Origin of the sequence: Halosimplex halobium, assembly GCF_051414055.1 — an archaeon.
Taxonomy (GTDB): domain Archaea; phylum Halobacteriota; class Halobacteria; order Halobacteriales; family Haloarculaceae; genus Halosimplex; species Halosimplex halobium.
The window spans coordinates 114,845-132,424 of record NZ_JBLKNX010000002.1 but is presented as its reverse complement, the minus strand read 5'-3'; the positions used below and the strand labels follow the sequence as shown (position 1 = coordinate 132,424).

Sequence of the window (17,580 nt, the reverse complement as noted above, 5' to 3'; positions counted from 1 at the left end):
CTCGGCTGGAGCCTGCGGCTCCGTCGGCCGCGACGGACTCGTCAGGCGCGCATCGCGGGCGCGCGCTCGTCGGTCTGGTCGGTCTCGTCGACGAACTCCTTGACGATCTTCTCCTCGGCGCGGTGGAGCGTCTCGCTGCAGGTCGACTTGGCGATGTCGGCCTCGTCGGCGAGTTCGGTGAGCGTACACTCCCGCGGCGTGTCGTAGTAGCCCTCCTCGACGGCCGTCTGGACGAGCCGGAGCTGTTTGGGCGTCAGCAGCTGCTCGGTCTCCATCTCCTGGCGGACGGCCATGACCTCGAATTCGATGCCGAACTGCCGGAGCTGGTCGCCCAGCGTCGAGAGGCGGTCACGCGGCGCCGTGACCTCCCACTCGACGCTCCCGTCGACGACGGTAAAGGGCAGCTCCAGCGGCGTCCCGGCGTTGCGCACCGGGAGCAGGAGGACGGGGTTCGAGGTCTCGAACTGCACCAGTCCGGTCTCGGCCGTCCGCTGGAGGAAGTCCGTGTTCGTCACCTCGTCGTACTCGTCCATCGCCAGGACGACCGCCTCGATGTCGTCGGCGGTGATCTCCGCCAGCGCGACGCCGCCCTCCTCCTTCGGGAAGACCGTCAGGATCTCGAACTGTGCGTCCGGATACTCGCGCGACAACTCGCCGATCCACACCGAGTCCGGCACGGTGATCTCCAGAGTGGCCCGCGGCATATCTGATCCTTACGAGCCCCGGGGACTATCAGTGTTCCCGAACATATTCGTCTCTGCGGATCGGGTCGGCGGCCGTCGACCGAACAGTTTCGGCTGTCCCGGTCGCCCGGGGGCTACCGGAGTGGACTGCCCGGTCCGGCAACGATTTCGGGCTCGTCGCGGAAGGACACCCCATGCGACTCGGAGGCCCGGTCTTCGCGGACTACGACACGCCGGCGGAGTGGACCGATGCGCTGGACGACCTCGGGTACGGGGCGGCCTACTGTCCGGTCGACCCCGACGCGGACCCCGAGACGGTCCGCGCCTATCGCGAAGCCGCCACGGAGGCGGACATCGAGATCGCCGAGGTCGGTGCGTGGGGTGTGAACCCTGTCAGCCCCGACCCCGACGAGCGCGCGGAGGCGGTCGCGTCCTGCGCCCGACACCTCGAACTCGCCGACGCCGTGGGCGCCAACTGCACCGTCAACGTCGCCGGCTCCCGCGGGGACTCGTGGGCCGGTCCCCACCCCGAGAACTTCGACGAGGCGACCTTCGACCTGGTCGTCGACTCCGTGCGGGAGATCATCGACGCCGCTGACCCCGATTCGGCCAGCTACACGCTCGAAGCGATGCCGACGATGGTGCCCGACTCCGTCGACAGCTACCGCCGCCTGCTCGACGCGGTCGACCGCGACGCCTTCGCCGTCCACTTCGACCCCGTCAACCTCGTCGCCTCGCCGCGCCGCTACGCCGACACCGCGGGCCTGCTTGAGGCGTTCGTCGACGAACTGGGCGAGCGGATCCAGTGTGTCCACCTCAAGGACGTGGCGATGGGGTCGGATCCGCTCGTCCACCTCTCGGAGGTGCCCCCCGGCGATGGGAACCTCGATTACCACGCCTTGCTGCGGGCGCTCGACGATCTCGACGACGACCTGCCGGTCATGCTCGAACACCTCGACGGCCCCGAGGCGTACGAACGGGCGGCCGACCACGTCCGGAGCGTAGCCGACGAGGTCGCCGTCTCGGTCTGATCCAGCGACGCGGTCGGACTCGCGGAACGTCCGACCGCCACCCCAGCGACTATGGGCGGACCGCCGGAAGCGCGGCCATGGCCGACAGACCGCTCTCCGAGGAGGAACGCGCCGAACTGCTCGACGCTTTCGAGGGGCTCCGGGTGCCCGACGTGACCGACGGGATGGACTTCCTGGGGTTCCACGACGTGAACCGCCTCGACTCCGATATCGAGCCGCTCCACCGCGACTTCGAGGACTTTTCCCACCGCTTCGTCGGCTTCGCCAACACCATCCGGTTCCTCCCCGCTCGCCGGCCCCGCGACCTCCCCGCTCAGTCCGAGCGGGACTTCGAGACGACGACCGAGTGGCGCGACGAGTGGTACGGCGACCTCTCGGGCGAGCCCGACGACATCCGGGAGGGCGACGTGGTCGTCGTCGAATCCCACGAGATGGACGTGGGGATCATCGGGTCGGCGAACTCCCTGGACTGGGACGGCGAGGGCGCCGTCGGCGTCGTCACCAACGGCGGCCCCCGTGACACCGACGAGATCGTCAAGCAGGGGACGCCCGTCTACGCGAAAGAGCGCAACAAGACGATCATCCCCGGCCGCGCCGAACTCGACGACACGCACGTCCCCGTCAACGTCGGCGGCGCGCAGATCCGCACCGACGACGTGGTCGTCGCCGACGGCGACGGCGTCGTGGTCGTCCCGCGCGAGCACGCCCGCGAAGTCGCCGACGCCGCCCGCCGCGAGCAGGCCGACGACCAGGCGTACCGCCGACAGCTCTACGAGAAGGCCGGCCTCGAACCCGACTTTACGCTCGACGGCGAGGACTGACGGGGCCCACGACGTCTCTCAGTCCTCCGCGGGCTGGAACTCCCGCTCGCCGGCGTCGTTGAGCAGTTCCCAGTACCGCAGCAGCGTCGCGGCGTGGCCCTCGTCGGAGCTCGCGCGGCGGGTCGTCGCCTTGTAGGCCTCGTGGACGGCCGCGTTGATCGGGAGCGCGGTCCCGTTCTCCCGGGCCACGTCCCGGGCGTAGCCGATGTCCTTGTGCCAGATCGCGAGCCCGCCGAGCCCCTCGATGCCCTGGGCGAAGTCGCGGTCGAGATAGTTCTCCCACACGTCCATGCCGAAGAAGTCCCGCAGGTGCGCGGGGTCGACGCCGTTGTCCCGCGTGAACTCGACGATCTCGGCGTCCAGCGCGTTCTGCCCCGCGTAGCGCATCTGCAGCGCGAGCTTCAGGATCGTGGCCTTCCCCGCCGGGCCGACGTGGAGGTGGTCGTCGCTCAGCACTTCGACCAGGTCGCGGGCCGACTCGTAGGCCTCGTCGGTCCCGCCGACCATCATGTGCGCGCCGTCGCGGGGCGCCGCGCGGGTGATCGGCGCCTCGACGAACGCGGCGTCGTGCTCGTCGCACCACCGCTCGCACTCGCGGGAGGTGTCCGGGTGGGTCGTCGTCGCGTCGACGACGGTCTGCCCCGCCGAGAGCGCGCCGGCGACGCCGTCCGAACTCTCCATGACCGCCTCGACCTCCGGCGTCCCGGGGAGCGCGAGGACGACGAACTCCGAGCGCCGGGCCGCGTCCGCGGGGCTCTCGGCGGGACTCGCGCCGCGCTCGGTCGCCGCTTCGACCTGCGACTCGTCCACGTCGTAGGCGACGGTGTCGTACTCGGTGTCGGCCAGTCGGTCCAGAAACGTCTTCCCGATGTACCCGACGCCGATGACTCCGACTGTGGGCATGGTCGACCCGACGGCGACCGGCCGGAAAAACGTTCGAGTCGGCGACAATTCCGCTGGTTCCGGCGGTCGTCGCTGTGTCCGGGGTTCGCCCCTCCGCGACCGCTCAGGACTCGTCCGACCCCTGCGCGTCGAGGGTCGCCACGGCGGCCAGGTTGACGATGTCTTTCACCTCGTCGTCGCGCTGGAGGACGTGGACGGGCTCGGCCATCCCGGCGAGCATCGGGCCGACGGCCTCCGCGCCGCCGAGCCGCTGGAGGAGCTTGTAGACGATGTTGCCCGCTTCGAGGTTCGGGAGCACGAGCACGTTCGCCGGCTCGTCTATCTCGGCGAACTCGTAGTCGCCGACCAGCAGGTCCTCGACGACGGCGGTGTCGGCCTGCATCTCCCCGTCGACCGGGAAGTCGACCGTCGGATCCTCGCGGAGTCGCTTCGCCGCGTTCCGGGGCTTGCGGGTCCCCTCGTTGTCGACGCTGCCGAAGTCCGAGTACGACAGGAGTGCGGCCCGCGGTTCAACGTCGAACCGGCGGGCGACGCCGGCGGCGTGGCGGGTCACCTCCGCCAGTGTCGCCTCCTCGGGTGCCTGGTTGACCGTCGCGTCGGCGACGAACACGACCCGGTTCTCGAAGGATAGCATGTAGACGCCCGCGGCGTGGTCGACGCCCGCCTCGGTGCCGATGACCTGCAGCGGCGGGCGCAGGGCAGAGGGGTAGTGATGTGTGAGCCCGGTCAGCATCGCGTCGGCGTCGCCGCGTTCGACCATCACCGATGCGAAGTAGTCGTCGTCACGGATGACCTCCGCCGCCTCCTTGCGGGTGATACCCTTGCGCTGGCGCAGCTCGTAGAGCCGGTCGACGTACTCGTCGTACTCGCCGGCCGCCGGGTCGACGACCTCGGGGTCGAAGTCGAGGTTCAGCCCGTCGACCTTCCGCTCGACGGTCGTCCGGTTGCCGATGAGGACGGGCTCGGCGACTCCCGCCTCCTCCATCTGGTGGGCGGCGCGGATGATCTTCTCGTTCGCCCCTTCGGCGAGGGCGACCCGCTGTGGGTCGGTCTTGGCCTTGTTCAGGACGATCCGCATCATCTCGCGGGACTTGCCCAGCCGGGCCTCCAGCCGCTCGACGTAGGTGTCGGGGTTGACGCGCTCGCGGGCGGCGCCCGACTCCATCGCGGCCTCCGCGACGGCGGGCGCGACCTCGAAGAGCACCCGCGTGTCCAGCGGCTTCGGGATGATGTACTCCGGCCCGAACTGCAGCGGCTGGTCGCCGTAGGCGCGCCGGACGGCGTCCGGTACGTCCCGCTTCGCCAGGTCGGCCAGCGCCTCCGCCGCCGCGACCTTCATCGCTTCGTTGATCTCGGTCGCCCGCACGTCCAGCGCCCCGCGGAACAGGAACGGGAACCCCAGCACGTTGTTCACCTGGTTCGGGTAGTCCGAGCGCCCGGTCGCCATGATGACCGTGTCGTCCCTCGCGCTCCTGGCTTCCTCGTAGCCGATCTCCGGCTCGGGGTTGGCCATCGCGAAGATGATCGGGTCCGCGGCCATCGACCGAACCATCTCCCCGTCGACGATCCCCCCCGCCGAGAGTCCGACGAGCATGTCCGCGCCGACCATCGCGTCGGCCAGGTCCCCCTCGGGCACGTCGCTCGCGAACTCGCGGTTGTACTCGTTGAGGTCGCCCGCCTCGGCCCGCTCGGTCGTCAGGATGCCGTCGATGTCGACCATCGTGATGTTCTCCTTCCGGACCCCCAGCGAGACGTAGAACTTCGCCGTCGCGATGGCCGCCGCGCCCGCCCCGGCGAAGGTAACTTCGAGCGTTTCGAGGTCCTTCCCGCTGATCTCCGCTGCGTTGAGCAGTGCGGCGCCGGAGATGATAGCCGTCCCGTGCTGGTCGTCGTGGAACACGGGGATGTCCATCCGCTCGCGCAGCCGCTCCTCGATGACGAAGCATTTGGGCGCCGCGATGTCCTCCAGGTTGATCCCGCCGAAGGTCGACTCCATCCCCGCCACGGCGTCGACGAACTCGTCGGGCTCGGTGTGGTCGACCTCGATGTCGAACACGTCGATGTCGGCGAACCGTTTGAAGAGGACGCCCTTCCCCTCCATGACGGGCTTGGAGGCCTGCGGCCCGATATCGCCCAGCCCGAGAACGGCTGACCCGTCCGAGACCACCCCGACGAGGTTGCCCTTGGCCGTGTACTGGTAGGCGTCCTCGGGGTCCTCGTCGATGGCCCGGCAGGGGCCCGCGACGCCCGGCGAGTACGCCAGGCTCAGGTCCCGCTGCGTGCTCGTCGACTTCGTCGTCCGGATCTCGATCTTGCCCGGCGGGTCCGAGCGGTGGTACTCCAGCGAGTCGTCTTCGAGAGTCATACACCCCCTACCCGACTGAGTCAGTAAAGCTATGTGATGGACGCAACTCCGGCGAGCGCCCCGACCGATGGGGCTGTCGCTCGCCGGTTCGCGCCTCGGAGAATGCTCCGTCAGGGATTTGAACCCTGGTCCTTGCCGTGAGAGGGCAAGATGATTGGCCGGACTACACCAACGGAGCGCACACGCCCTCTGTGTGTACCAAATCGTTGCGTGGATACGGGTTTAACGGTTGCGCTTCGCGCCCGTATCGGTACGCCGTCGCACACTCTCCGCCGCCCGATCTCCGTACCGTCGGCTGGTCGTCGGGCGTCGAACGACGGAAGATACCCGGCGAGGAGCTACGCCCGTCAGTTCACTCGTCGTCGAACGGGGAGCCGGCGGCCTCCGGCTCGTTGCCGCTGAGGCTGATGATGTTCTCCCGGCCGACCCGGAGCTTGCTGATCTCCTCCTCGTCCTCCATCTCCGAGAGGAGCATGCTCACCTTGGACTTCGACCAGCCGGTCTCGTCGACGATCCGGGCCTGTTTCATCCGCCCCTCGTTGGACTCGAGGATGTCGACGATGAGTTCCCGGTCGGTCCGGCCCTCGGGTTCGTCGGGCTCGGCCGCCCCCTCGGCGGCCGGGTCCGGCTCGGGCGGCCGGTCGGTCGTCGCCGCCCCCTCCGGTTCGGTCGACGACTCGCCGTCCGCGGAGCCGCCGACCGACCCGAGCGAGGGGAGGCCGGAGTGCCAGGCGGCCACGCCCCCGAGACCGAGCGCGACGAGGACGACGGCGGCGACCATCATCCCGCCGATATCCCCGGAAGCCGACTGCAGGACGCCGACCGACGGCTCGCCGGCGGCCGGGAACGGCGGCCACACACGTGTGGCGGTCGCCCGCGCCGTCCCGACACCGGCCGCCAGTGCTCCCCCGACAGCGTCGCCGACCAGCCACTGCTGCATCTACCGTAACATGCCGAGGTCGGTATAAAAACGCTGTGAAACCGCGTATCTCCCGTTCGCCGATCGCCGGACGCGGGCGGTGTTCTCAGGCGAGCCCGACCGTCGGGACCGCGGCCTGCTGGAACACGCCCGCCAGGTCCAGCAGCGCGACGAGCAGGGTCGTGACGACGATAGCCACCGAGGGCGGGTCGAGGTGGGTGTCGGCGTGGGCGTACAGGACCCGCTGGGCGAGTTCGCCGACCAGCCCCGCGAGGACGCCGAAGGCACCGCCGACGAGGATTGCAACTGTCGGCCCGGCGTCCGGCAGGGCGAGCGCGGCGATCCCGGCGGGCAGCGCCATGTGGTGGGTGACGGGGAACCGGTCGACGCCGGCCGTCAGGAAGAGCAGGCCCGTGGCGGCGATGCCGAACGCGAGGAAGTAGCTCCCGGTCGCGACGGCGAGGAAGCCGGCGAAGACGCCGACGACGAGGCCCAGCAGTCCGACGGTCGCCCAGTCGGACTGGTAGGGGAGCCACGGCTCGACGACGTACCGCCCCGCGAGCGACCGGGCGCCGTCGCCGTCGGCGGCCATCCGGCGGTCGCCCTCCTCGTAGGGTGACATGTCGAGCAGGTCCGTGTCGAGGCGGCCCAGCAGCGGGTAGCCGAAGACGGCCCGGTGCAACAGCGCGGAGGCGACGACGCTCGCCGCGACGGGGTCCCAGGGCAGCCCCAGCCGGAGCGACAACTGCGCGAGCCAGTAGCCGAGGACGCCGAAGACGCCGCCGACGGCGAGCGCGCCGGGCCGCGGCCCGAGCGGCGCCGCGAGGTGTTTGGCCTCGTGGTAGGCGAAGTCGGTGTCGAGGTGGCCCTTGCGGCCGGCGTAGGCCGCGGCCGCGGCGGCGCCCGCGAACGCGACGTGCGGCCCCAGAACGGGGCCGTAGCCGACCAGCCCGGTGACGCCCGCCGTCCCGAGGTCCGCCGAATCGGCGACGAGCGGCGAGCCGCCCGCGCCGGCTGTGACCCCCGCGATCTCGCCGACCGTGACGACCAGGCCGGCGAGGCCGTAGGCCGCGTAGCCGCCCAGCGCCGCGCCGACCGCGCCGCCCGCGAACGCCACGAGCAACAGGTCGACCGCGAGCAAGCCGCCGTCAACTGCCATCGGCCTCACCCCCCGGCTCGGTCGGTCGGCGACCCCGGTTGCGCCGACCGGACTGTCGTGTCATAGGGGACGGAAGTCGGAGCCAGTAGTTAGTAGTGACGGATGGCCGCGCGCGGCGAGGTAGCGAAAAAGCGGAACAGAGCAGAGCGGAACGGTCCGGAGCGGCCCGGAAGGAATCGGCCGGCGAAGGCGGTCAGTCGCGCCGGCTCAGTCCGACCAGCGAGACCAGGCCGCCGCCGAGCAGCGCGACGAGCGTCGCCGGCGCCGCGGTGTCGGTCCCGGAGCCGCTGGCGGTTCCGCCGTCGCTGCCGGTCCCGGCGTCCGTCGCGGTTCCGGTGTCGCTCGCGGTCGGCGTGGCCGTCCCGCCGTCGCCGGCGGGGGTCGCGGTGTCGTCCGCGCCGGTATCGTCGGCCGGGGTCGGCGTGGCCGTCCCGTCGCCGGACGCGCCGTCGTCACCGGCAGTGCCGTCGCCCGTGCCGTCGCCGCTCGTCCCGTTGTCAGGCTGGGTGACCTGGATCGAGCGGGCCTGGCCCTTCTCGAGGGTGACCGTCGAGGCGGACTCGTTCTCCCCGACGACCTGGCCCTCGGTCACGTCGACCGTGCCGCCGTAGCGGAACGTGTGCGACTCGTTGGTCATCATGCCGGTGTTGAGCCGGTAGGAGCTGTTCGCGGTGACGCTCGGCTCGGTGTAGCCCTCCTCGGTGCCCCACTCGTCGTACCCGGTCGTCGAGTAGGGAACCGTCATCGTGAAGGAGCCGTCCTGGCCGGTCTCGGCCTGCTGGCGGTAGACGAACGTGGAGTTCGTCGACGGGACCTCCATCCGGACGGCCGCGGTGACCGTCGCGTTCGCGGGGCCCTCGCCCTCGATGGTCCCGCCGGGGACCCGCTCGAAGGCTTTCACCCAGTTCGAGGTGGCCGGCTGGAGCGCGCCGAGCACGCCCGGCTGGCGCAGCGAGGTCCCGAAGGCGCCCTGGGCCTGCTTCCGCAGGCCGAACTGATAGCGGACCGAGTCCAGAGCCGTGGTGTCGCTGCCCTGGACCATCCGGTAGTGTTCGAGCGCCGGGACGCGTTCCTCGGGGAACCCGCCGAACCCGCCGATCTGCGAGGTCGGGTCGCTCTCGACGTACTCGCGGGCCTCGGCCATCGACCCGAAGCGGCGCGTCCCGTTGCTGATCGGGACCTGCTGGCCGCCGATCTCCTCGATCGTCCAGTCGAGGACGACCGGGCTCGGTTCGGCGGCGCTCCCGTGGAACCGGTACAGCCGAACGGCCGTGGAGTTGTAGTACGGCTGCTGGTGGCGCTGGAACAGGCGGTACTGCAGCCTGTCCCGCTGGCCCGTCTCGTAGTACATCCCCGAGTAGTAGTCGGTCCGGGAGATGTTGCCGTCCGAGTAGAACGCGAACGGCGCGAAGTACTTGCCGCCGAGGTTCAGCGGCTGGGCCCCCGCGCGCTGGTAGGACGTCGAGGTCTCGGCCATCTTCCAGTCGACCGTCACGAAGCGGCTCTTCGCGTCGTCCTCGCTGAGGTCGGTCATGACCTCGTTGGCGTGGGACTCGTTGGTCGACAGCAGGAAGTTCGCGGCCTGGTTGGCCCCCTGCTGGAACGGGTTCGCGGTGGGCATCTGTTCGCCCATCACCGTGATCCAGTGGCCGTAGTCCCACCACGAGAGCGTCCCGTAGTACCCCTCGGGGTAGTCGAAGTCGTCGGTGTTCTCGAAGGTGCCGTAGTAGGGGACGGCGTCGGCGTTGTCGGCGCCGCCGTAGGTGCCCTGTGCGGGCGCGTTCGTCTGCATCCAGCCGAGCGTCTCGTTCCAGGCCGGCTGGGCCGGGCCGGAGCCTCCTTCGGCGGAGGTCATCTGCATCGCGAGCGGCACCGGGTAGACCAGCGGGGCGAACACCACCAGGACGACGGCGGCGATCGTCAGCACCTGGTAGGTTTCGATCTCCGTGTCGGGCGTCGACAGCCCCGAGAACCGCGCGAGTTCGCCGAGCACGAGCGCGGCCATCGACGCGACGGCGACGGCGAAGTAGTAGTCGAAGCGCTGCTGAGTTAGCGTCGCCAGCAGAAGGAAGACCGTCCAGACGGCCACCAGCGTCAACTCGGCGCGCGGCCGGTCGTAGAAGTGGCGGGCCGCGACGTAGGCGACCCCGAGCAGCGCGATGAAGACCGTGAAGCCGTACCGGGGGAACAGCTGGCTGAACGGCAGCGACTGCGCCTCGCCGACGGTCTGTGCCGTGTCCGTGACCGAGAGGCCGACGACGCGGGTGACCTGGTTGACCAGGAAGCCCCACAGCTCCGGGAGCAGGACCGCCATCCCGCCCGCCAGCAGGAGGAGGATACCGCCCACCGCGAGCGGGAACTGGAAGTTGGCCAGGTCCCGGGACTCCCACTCGCGGGCGAACCACGCGAGGAAGACACAGCCCGCGGCGACGCCGAACGCGAGCATCGGCTGGAGGAGGTTGTAGCTCGTGGCGCTGAGCCCGAGTTCCTCGATGACGGCGAAGCTCAGCACGCCGGCCGTCGACAGCGTCACCGCGCCGGCGATCGCGACGTGCTCCGGGCTCTCGCCGTGGGCGTACTCTGAGACGATCTGGACGAGGAAGAAGACGCCGAGGATGCCGACGAGGAAGACGCCGGGCGCCCAGGTCCAGAGGTAGATGGCGATGGCGGCGCCGGCGACGATCGACCAGCCGACGGGGCGGCGCAGGGCGGCGACGTCGCGCGCCTTGAACAGCTCCCAGACGGGCTTCTCCTGTTCGGCGACGGAGACGGCGACCATCGTCGCGAGGACGGCGCCGGTCATGAACAGCGCCTCGGCGATGTGGTGGTCGTAGAAGCCGACGGTCCCGCGCTGGGCGAAGCTCGACCCCGCGAGCGCGAGGACGGCGACGGCGATCACGCCGCCGAACTTCCCGGCCAGCCGCTTGGCCAGGAAGTACGCGGGGACCGCCACCAGGGTGCCGAAGACGGCCGGGGCGAAGAGAACCACCAGGCGGACGGTGTGGTCGCTCGGGTTCCCGAGGCCGACCACCAGCGCGGCCGTCGCGACCAGCTGGTCCATCACCGTACCGAACTGGCTGGAGTGGGTCCCGACGGGGAACTGGGTCCAGGGGTCGAACGGACTGGTCTTCGGCCAGTTGCGGACCGTGTACTGGACCATCCGGTAGTGGTACCAGGGGTCGTTCCCGCTGAAGTACACCGTCCCGTCTACTACGAACTCTTTCCAGTCGCGGACGCGACTCCACAGCATGAACCCGAGGAGGGCGACCACCGCCGGGATGTGGTAGTACTCGCCCACGACCTCGGCGAGGTCACCGGGTTCGTCGATGTTTTCGATCTGACCACGCCACTGACTCATTGACGGAACCAGTCCCATCGCGCGCATAAGCCTTGTCATATCACGATAAATGGGTCCGGCAGAGGGCCACGGATCCCGTCGCAGTCTTGCGATCTCCGGGTCGATTCGCCGGGTCGAGACGCCGGCCACCACGAGACGGCAGACGGAAAACCTATCCCGGGCCCCGGTCCATGGGGGGACATGCGCGTCTCCGTCGTGCTCTGCGAGCACACGATGGACCGCTACGACGCGGTCACCGAGGCCGCTCGCAGCGTCCTCGACCAGACCTACGAGGACGTGGAACTGGTCTTCGTCAGCGACGGGAACCCCGAGGTCTACGAGCGGTTCGAGGCCGACTTCGGCGACCGCGAGAACGTCGCCACCCGCTGCAACGACGCGAACCGCGGCCTGCTCGTCAGCCGGAACAACGGCGCCCGCGCGGCCAGCGGGGACGTGGTCGCGTTCCTCGACGACGACGCCGTCGCCCACCCCGAGTGGATCGAGCGGCTCGTCGACGCCTACGAGGCCCACGACGCCCTCGCCGTCGGCGGCCGGATGGCCCCCATCTGGGTCGACGGCCCGGTCGACTTCCTCCCCGCGGAGTTCTACTTCCTGATCGGCGCCACCTACCGCGGGTTCGGCGAGGGCCGGGACACCCCCGCCGAGGTCCGCAACACCAACGGCTCGAACCTCTCCTTCCGCCGCGAGGTGTTCCTCGACCTGGGCGGGTTCGACGACGAGATCGGCGGCCGCAAGGGCGACAAGAACCTCCAGGGCGGCGAGACGGAGGTCTGCGCCCGGCTGCAGGCGGAGTACGGCGAAGGGGTCCGCTACGTCCCCGACGCCGAGGTGGGCCACAAGGTGTACGCCTACCGCACCGAGCCGAAGTGGCTGCTCGACCGGGCGTTCTGGCAGGGCTACTCCAAGCGCGGCATGCAGCAGTTCGTCCCCGGGTCGGCCGAGGAGGAGGGCGACTTCCTCGGGAAGATCCTCGGCGAGTACGTCCCGGGCCGGCTCGCGGGCCTGTTCCGCGACCCCGACGCGACCGCAGCGAAACAGCTCGTCTGGCTCCTCGTCCTGACGGGTGTCGTCGGCCTGGGCTACCTCTACGGGATCGTCAAGTGGCGGTGACTCGCGGTCGGGAACAGCCGGCGAGCGGAGAAACCGGGCGAGAAGGGGAGACCAGCGAGTAGGGATGATCAGCGTTAAGCGCCCGCCGGGGCCACTCCACCGGTAATGGCGGATCTGCCCGACGTGTGCGTCGTCACGCACCCGCTGGCGGCGGCCGGCGAGAACGCCACGCGGAGCCTGCTGGACGTCCTCTCGGCGGTCACCGGCGTCGCGCTCGTGACTGCGGACCTGCCCGCCGACTCGGAGATCCGCGACCGGCACGAACTCGTGGAACTCACGCGGAAGGGCGCCGGCGACTCGGTCGCGGTGGCGGCCGTCCGCTTCCTCCTGAACCAGCTCCGGATGTGCCGCGTCCTCGCCGGCCGCGACGAGGAGGTCGTCCTCTTCTACGGCGCCACGTCGTACCTCCTGCCGATCCTGTTTGCTCGCGCTATCGGGAAGACGGTCCTCGTCGAACCCCGCGGCGACGTACCGCTGACGCTCCGCATCGCCTGGGAGGAGTCGCTGCCCTCGCCGGTCGCGCGGACGCTCGCGGGGCTCGTCCGCGCGCTCGAACGCGCGGGCTTCGCGGCCGCCCACGGGGTGGTGACCTACACGCCGTCGATGGCCGAGCAACTCGATCTGGACCCCGACGCCCCCGACGTGTACCCCTCGGGTGCTCGCTACGTCCGGACCGACGAGTTCCGGGTGCGGACTCCCCTGGCGGAGCGGGGGCGTCGGGTCGGCTTCCTCGGACGGCTCGACGAGGAGAAGAACGTCCGCGAACTCGCCGCCGCGGCGAAGGGCCTGCCCGACGACGTGACCTTCACGTTCGTCGGCGACGGCGACCTCCGGGAGTGGCTGGAGTCGGAACTCGCGGACGAAATCGAGGCCGGGCAGGTGGAGACGCGCGGCTGGGTCGACCACGACGACGTGCCCGCGGAACTCGACCGCCTGCGACTGGTCGTCCTCCCCTCGGAACCCACGGAGGGGCTGCCGACGACCATCCTCGAAGCGCTGGCCTGCGGGACGCCCGTCTACGCGACGCCGGTCTCGGGTGTGCCCGACGTGGTCCGCGACGGCGAGACGGGGTTCCTGATGGACAGCACCGACCCCGACGACATCCGCCGGGAACTGATCGCAGTCCTCGACCGCGAGGACCTGCCCGCGATCAGCCACAACGGGCGTGACCTGATAGAGTCGGAGTACAGCTTCGAGGCCGCCCAAGAGCGGTATCGGGCGATCCTGCAGCGTGTGACCCGGCGCCGCCGCCGGTAGCGACCGGGAGAGAGCGGTCGGATAGTGGCTGGAGCCGGCCCGTCAGTACTTCTGGTCGCGGCCGAGCAGGAAGTACAGCACGAGTCCCAGCAGCGGGGCCAGGAAGACGACGATGGCCCAGAGGAACGCGGGGTGGCTGCTGTTCTTCTTGGCGTCGCTGTACGTCCAGAAGACCAGTGCGATCCCGACGGCGAAAAACAGCAGGCCGAACAGGAGGACGAACGCCGCTTCGCCCATCTGTAGCGGTACTGCGGTGGGTATCGTGGAGGGCATCACTGTCGAGAATCCGACTACCCCGGCAAATGTCTTGTGTTCGTTTCCGCGGCGGCGAGACGGCTCGTCGCGAGTGTTCGCGGGTGGCTCGCCGGGAGCGTCCGCGGACGCCATCACTCGTTTTCGAGCAGGATCTTCCCGACGAAGTCGCCGTCCTCGCCGAGGCGGTGGGCGTCGGCGACCTCGTCGAAGGCGAACCGCTCGTCGACGTGGGGTTCGACGGCGCCGTCGTCGACGAGCGCCGCGATGTCGGCCAGTTCCTCGCCGACACGCTCCTGTCGGTCGCCGAGCAGCACCGGCAGGATGACGAGCACGACGCCCAGCTCCAGCGAGCTGGCGTGCAGCGCCGATACGTCCTGGGTCGAACTCGACTCGGTCGTCACGACCGTCCCGAACGGGCGGACCGCGTCGAAGGCCGTCTGGAGGTGGTCGTCGCCGACCGGGTCGAAGACCACGTCGAAGCCGGCGCCGTCGGCGTGCTCGTCGACGTACGACGCCACGTCGGCCGTGGTGTAGTCGACGGTGTGGTCGGCGCCGAGGTCGGCCGCGAACGCGCGTTTCGCCTCGGTCGAGCCGGTCGCGGTCACGTCGGCGCCGAACCAGCGGGCGAGCTGCACGCCGATGTGCCCGACGCCGCCGCTGGCGCCGTAGACGAGCACGTCGTCGCCCACGTCGACCGTCGCCTTGTCGGCGAGCATCTCCCAGGCCGTCAGCGCGACCACGGGGAGCGCGGCCGCGTCGGCCAGCGGGAGCGTCTCCGGGCCGGTGCGAAGGTCCCGGCGTGGCCGACGACGTAGTCGGCCAGCGCGCCGTCCCGGCCCGCGCCGCCGGGCATCCCGTACACCTCGTCGCCCGCCTCGAAGCGGTCGACGTTCTCGCCGACCGCGTCGACGACCCCCGCCACGTCGCAGTGGAGGACGGCGGGGAACTCAGGCGTGAAGTCGGGGATGTCGCCCCGGCGGATCTTGTAGTCGACCGGGTTGAGGCTGGTCGCGCGCACCTCGACGCGGACCTCCTCGGGTCCCGGTTCGGGCACCGCGACGGTCCGCTCGGTGAACACGTCCGGGTCGCCGTACTCCTCGACGACGTAGGCGGTCATCTCCGAACTCATGTCACCCGGCGGTTGGGCGCCGAGCGGGGAATGGGCAACGGTTGCGAGCGAACGGTCGGTCCAGTCCGTGGGGGTTCGGACCGGCGCTTCCCCGACTACTCCACCCGCCGACTCCCCGACGCGGTCACGTCGACGCCGGGGCTGTATCGGAAGACCGGGTCGCCGTCGGGCGTCGCGAAGCCGTTGGTCTCGAAGACCTCGTTGTCGTCGATGTCGACATCCGCCTCGTAGAGCGGCCACGGGCGGTGGCGGACCCGCGCGTATCGCAACTCGCCGCCCGGCGTCTCCGTGTAGTAGCGGTAGCGCTCGGTGAGAAACTCGTCGAGCGAGCCCGGTTCGAACGTGAACCGGTCGCCCGCAGGGCCGTAGCGGGCGTCGAAGTCGCAGGGCCGCGCGCCGGGGTGCCAGCGCTCGCTCTCGAAGGCGATCCGCGAGCCCTCACCCCGCATCGACATGTTCGCGAAGTAGTACGGCAGGTGGTGGAAGACGCGCGCGCCGGTCACGCCGAGGATTCCGTCGGCGTCGAGGCTGAAGAAGTAGACGCCCCGGTCGGCGGCGGGCCCGTCGTCGGCCGGACCAGTGTCCTTGCCCGACCCGTCGCGACCGTTCGCACGCCGGCGCTCGCCCCCGTGGCTGACGTAGGTCCGGAGGTTCAGTTCGGGCAGGCGGAAGCCGGTCCACTCCGGGAACCCCTGTGGGCGGACCGCGACGTTGGTGAACGGGACCACCGAGAGCCACGCCCGCCCGTCGTGGGTGTCGACGGTCAGCGACTCGGGGAGGTGTGCCTGGACAGTCTCGGGGTCGACCGGCCAGTTGGCGAACAGGACGTGGCGCCAGCCCATCTCGACCGGCAGGTCGAGCAGCGAACGGAGGGACATCTCGTGGGCGAACCTACGGCCTGGTTGCCCATTACTCCAGGGACTCCTGCCGCTCGGGCCGCGACGCTCCTGCGTCGGGCCGGGTGCGGCTCACTCCATGTAGCCGAGTTCGGCCAGGCGGTCGGCCACCTCGTCGCCGGGGCCGCCGGCGCGGGCGGCCTCGTGGTCGATGGGGTCCTGCGTGCCCACGTCGGGGTCGTCGACGAAGATATCCAGCACCTCGCCGTCCATGTCCGTCGGCGTGTCGACGCCGTGGGCGGCGAGGATCGTCGGCGCGATATCGCGGATGTCGATCTCGGGGATCTCGCCCCGGTTCCGGAAGTCGGGGCCGTCCGCGACGAAGATACCGGTGGGCGTGTTCTCGGCGGCCCAGCGGTCGGGTTCGGTCTGGACGGCGTCGCCGCCCATCCCGTCGTTGACGTGGACGCCCGGGCGCTGGTCGACGACCACGTCCGGCCCGATGTCGACGTAGGGGCCGTCGTAGACCTCCTCGGCGCGGTGGACGCCCGTGAACAGCGGCTCGCCGTGCTCGTCCGTGACCTCTTTGAGGTCGGCGATGAGGTCATCGCGCACCGACTCCACGTCGAAGCGCGGGTTGACGTAGATCGGCCCCTGGCCGCTGGCGAGCGCCTTCGTCTCCTCCGGGACGACGAGTTCCATCTTGCGCTCGCGCTTGGCGCCGGCGCTCTGGGGGACCAGTTCCTGGACGCTTTCGGGGACGTTCTCGGCGAGGAAGTCGACGAGGCCGAACCGCTTGGCGACCGCGAGCGCGTTCTCGCGGGTGAGTCCGACCCGCTGGAAGTAGTCCTCGACGCCGCTCGCGCGAGTGAGGTAGCCGTTCTCGGCGAGCCACTCGTTGACGTAGAACTCCGTGGTCGTCGCCGCGGCGCCGTGGTCGGACATGACCACGAGGTTCGTGTCCTCCAGTTCGGCCAGTTCGCCCAGCCACTCGTCGACGAGCTGCCAGCCGCGCTTCGTCGGCTCGTCGTCCCAGAAGAAGTGGTGCAGGACGTTGAGGTAGAAGAGCGTGACGTGGGTGAATTCGAGGTCCTCCTCTACGAACAGGTCCTTCGCCACCTGCAGACGCAGTTCGAACAGCCGCAGGATCTCGTCGACCTCGGCGCCGCGCTCGTCGTTCGACGAGAGCAGGGGGTCGGGGTGGACCTGGTAGTCGTAGCGGTCGGCCAGTTCGTCCTCGAACTCGGGTGGGTGGGTGTAGCCGGAGTCGAGCGAGCGGTACTCGCCCTCGACGGCGTCGGGGCCGCCGGAGACGACGTAGCCGTCGATCTCCCGCGGGGGATACATCGACGGCATGTTGACGACGCCTGCCCGCTGGCCGTCGGCGTTGAGGTAGTCCCACAGCTCGGCCGTCTTGTAGTCGCTGCCGCTCATGATGTCGATGCGCTCGTCGGCCAGATCGATGCGTTCCCACCAGTAGACGCTGTGCTTGCCGGGGTTCTTCCCGGAGGAGTAACACTTCCAGTTGGGGTAGGTGACCGGCGGGAGGCAGCTCCGGCTGGTCGCGTAGGTGCCCGATTCGCGGAGGGCGGCGAGATTGGGGAGGAGCCCGTCGTCGATCCAGAGCTCGGTCAGCAGCCAGCTGGCGCCGTCGAGCCCGACAACGAAGGTCCGCGTCATTGTCGGAAGGCCGTGAGGCCGCCGGAAATACGTTTCGTTCGTCCGGACGGTCGGCCGTCCGGAACGCGGTTTCT

13 protein-coding genes, 1 tRNA gene and 1 pseudogene are annotated in these 17,580 nt (G+C 70.2%); 4 read left to right on the top strand and 11 right to left on the bottom strand.

Going from position 1 to position 17,580, the window contains the following annotated elements:
- Positions 1-41: 41 nt before the first annotated feature.
- Positions 42-704, bottom strand: a complete 663-nt coding sequence (locus ACMGFG_RS03115) for a helix-turn-helix domain-containing protein (RefSeq protein WP_436928896.1) — start codon at positions 702-704, stop codon at positions 42-44.
- Positions 705-877: 173 nt separating this feature from the next.
- Here ACMGFG_RS03115 and ACMGFG_RS03110 point away from each other — a divergent pair, with 173 nt between their 5' ends.
- On the top strand, positions 878-1,714 hold the full coding sequence (locus ACMGFG_RS03110; protein WP_436928895.1) for a sugar phosphate isomerase/epimerase family protein: 837 nt from the start codon (positions 878-880) through the stop codon (positions 1,712-1,714).
- A 77-nt stretch (positions 1,715-1,791) separates the two neighbouring features.
- Complete coding sequence (locus tag ACMGFG_RS03105) at positions 1,792-2,535, top strand: RraA family protein (protein ID WP_436928894.1); 744 nt, start codon at positions 1,792-1,794, stop codon at positions 2,533-2,535.
- A gap of 18 nt (positions 2,536-2,553) precedes the next feature.
- Here ACMGFG_RS03105 and ACMGFG_RS03100 read toward each other — a convergent pair whose 3' ends face one another.
- The 6 genes from ACMGFG_RS03100 to ACMGFG_RS03075 form a co-directional block, all read right to left on the bottom strand.
- Positions 2,554-3,438: an NAD(P)-dependent oxidoreductase gene (locus ACMGFG_RS03100; RefSeq protein WP_436928893.1), complete on the bottom strand. Its 885-nt coding sequence runs from the start codon at positions 3,436-3,438 to the stop codon at positions 2,554-2,556.
- Positions 3,439-3,541: 103 nt separating this feature from the next.
- Positions 3,542-5,803, bottom strand: coding sequence for an NADP-dependent malic enzyme (locus ACMGFG_RS03095; RefSeq protein ID WP_436928892.1), 2,262 nt, complete (start codon positions 5,801-5,803; stop codon positions 3,542-3,544).
- Between the two features lie 103 nt (positions 5,804-5,906).
- Positions 5,907-5,981: transfer RNA gene (locus ACMGFG_RS03090), tRNA-Glu, on the bottom strand.
- A 174-nt stretch (positions 5,982-6,155) separates the two neighbouring features.
- Positions 6,156-6,743, bottom strand: a complete 588-nt coding sequence (locus ACMGFG_RS03085; RefSeq protein WP_436928891.1) for a helix-turn-helix transcriptional regulator — start codon at positions 6,741-6,743, stop codon at positions 6,156-6,158.
- Positions 6,744-6,828: 85 nt separating this feature from the next.
- Entirely contained in the window at positions 6,829-7,881 is a 1,053-nt protein-coding gene (locus ACMGFG_RS03080; protein ID WP_436928890.1) for a DUF7973 family transport facilitator, read from the bottom strand.
- 193 nt (positions 7,882-8,074) lie between these two features.
- Positions 8,075-11,239, bottom strand: a complete 3,165-nt coding sequence (locus tag ACMGFG_RS03075; RefSeq protein WP_436928889.1) for an oligosaccharyl transferase, archaeosortase A system-associated — start codon at positions 11,237-11,239, stop codon at positions 8,075-8,077.
- A gap of 180 nt (positions 11,240-11,419) precedes the next feature.
- Here ACMGFG_RS03075 and aglG point away from each other — a divergent pair, with 180 nt between their 5' ends.
- Complete coding sequence (gene aglG / locus ACMGFG_RS03070) at positions 11,420-12,349, top strand: glucosyl-dolichyl phosphate glucuronosyltransferase (protein ID WP_436928888.1); 930 nt, start codon at positions 11,420-11,422, stop codon at positions 12,347-12,349.
- A 105-nt stretch (positions 12,350-12,454) separates the two neighbouring features.
- Complete coding sequence (locus ACMGFG_RS03065; protein WP_436928887.1) at positions 12,455-13,606, top strand: glycosyltransferase family 4 protein; 1,152 nt, start codon at positions 12,455-12,457, stop codon at positions 13,604-13,606.
- A 42-nt stretch (positions 13,607-13,648) separates the two neighbouring features.
- Here the strand turns inward: ACMGFG_RS03065 and ACMGFG_RS03060 are convergent, their stop codons facing one another.
- The 4 genes and pseudogenes from ACMGFG_RS03060 to ACMGFG_RS03045 form a co-directional block, all read right to left on the bottom strand.
- The gene (locus ACMGFG_RS03060) at positions 13,649-13,879 is read right to left on the bottom strand and encodes a PLDc N-terminal domain-containing protein (RefSeq protein WP_436928886.1); all 231 of its coding nucleotides are present in this window, start codon (positions 13,877-13,879) and stop codon (positions 13,649-13,651) included.
- A 113-nt stretch (positions 13,880-13,992) separates the two neighbouring features.
- Positions 13,993-14,990, bottom strand: a pseudogene (locus tag ACMGFG_RS03055) (zinc-binding dehydrogenase).
- 95 nt (positions 14,991-15,085) lie between these two features.
- Positions 15,086-15,868: a YqjF family protein gene (locus ACMGFG_RS03050; protein WP_436928885.1), complete on the bottom strand. Its 783-nt coding sequence runs from the start codon at positions 15,866-15,868 to the stop codon at positions 15,086-15,088.
- Positions 15,869-15,958: 90 nt separating this feature from the next.
- Positions 15,959-17,506, bottom strand: a complete 1,548-nt coding sequence (locus ACMGFG_RS03045) for an alkaline phosphatase family protein (protein WP_436928884.1) — start codon at positions 17,504-17,506, stop codon at positions 15,959-15,961.
- Positions 17,507-17,580 lie beyond the last annotated feature (74 nt).

Bases quoted from the DNA above. Each gene is read 5' to 3' on its own strand.
- ACMGFG_RS03045 (WP_436928884.1), bottom strand. From the start codon at position 17,506: ATGACGCGGACCTTCGTTGTCGGGCTCGACGGCGCCAGCTGGCTGCTG.
- ACMGFG_RS03065 (WP_436928887.1), top strand. From the start codon at position 12,455: ATGGCGGATCTGCCCGACGTGTGCGTCGTCACGCACCCGCTGGCGGCG.
- ACMGFG_RS03080 (WP_436928890.1), bottom strand. From the start codon at position 7,881: ATGGCAGTTGACGGCGGCTTGCTCGCGGTCGACCTGTTGCTCGTGGCG.
- ACMGFG_RS03060 (WP_436928886.1), bottom strand. From the start codon at position 13,879: ATGCCCTCCACGATACCCACCGCAGTACCGCTACAGATGGGCGAAGCG.
- ACMGFG_RS03110 (WP_436928895.1), top strand. From the start codon at position 878: ATGCGACTCGGAGGCCCGGTCTTCGCGGACTACGACACGCCGGCGGAG.
- ACMGFG_RS03115 (WP_436928896.1), bottom strand. From the start codon at position 704: ATGCCGCGGGCCACTCTGGAGATCACCGTGCCGGACTCGGTGTGGATC.
- ACMGFG_RS03095 (WP_436928892.1), bottom strand. From the start codon at position 5,803: ATGACTCTCGAAGACGACTCGCTGGAGTACCACCGCTCGGACCCGCCG.
- ACMGFG_RS03050 (WP_436928885.1), bottom strand. From the start codon at position 15,868: ATGTCCCTCCGTTCGCTGCTCGACCTGCCGGTCGAGATGGGCTGGCGC.
- ACMGFG_RS03075 (WP_436928889.1), bottom strand. From the start codon at position 11,239: ATGAGTCAGTGGCGTGGTCAGATCGAAAACATCGACGAACCCGGTGAC.
- ACMGFG_RS03085 (WP_436928891.1), bottom strand. From the start codon at position 6,743: ATGCAGCAGTGGCTGGTCGGCGACGCTGTCGGGGGAGCACTGGCGGCC.
- aglG (WP_436928888.1), top strand. From the start codon at position 11,420: ATGCGCGTCTCCGTCGTGCTCTGCGAGCACACGATGGACCGCTACGAC.
- ACMGFG_RS03100 (WP_436928893.1), bottom strand. From the start codon at position 3,438: ATGCCCACAGTCGGAGTCATCGGCGTCGGGTACATCGGGAAGACGTTT.
- ACMGFG_RS03105 (WP_436928894.1), top strand. From the start codon at position 1,792: ATGGCCGACAGACCGCTCTCCGAGGAGGAACGCGCCGAACTGCTCGAC.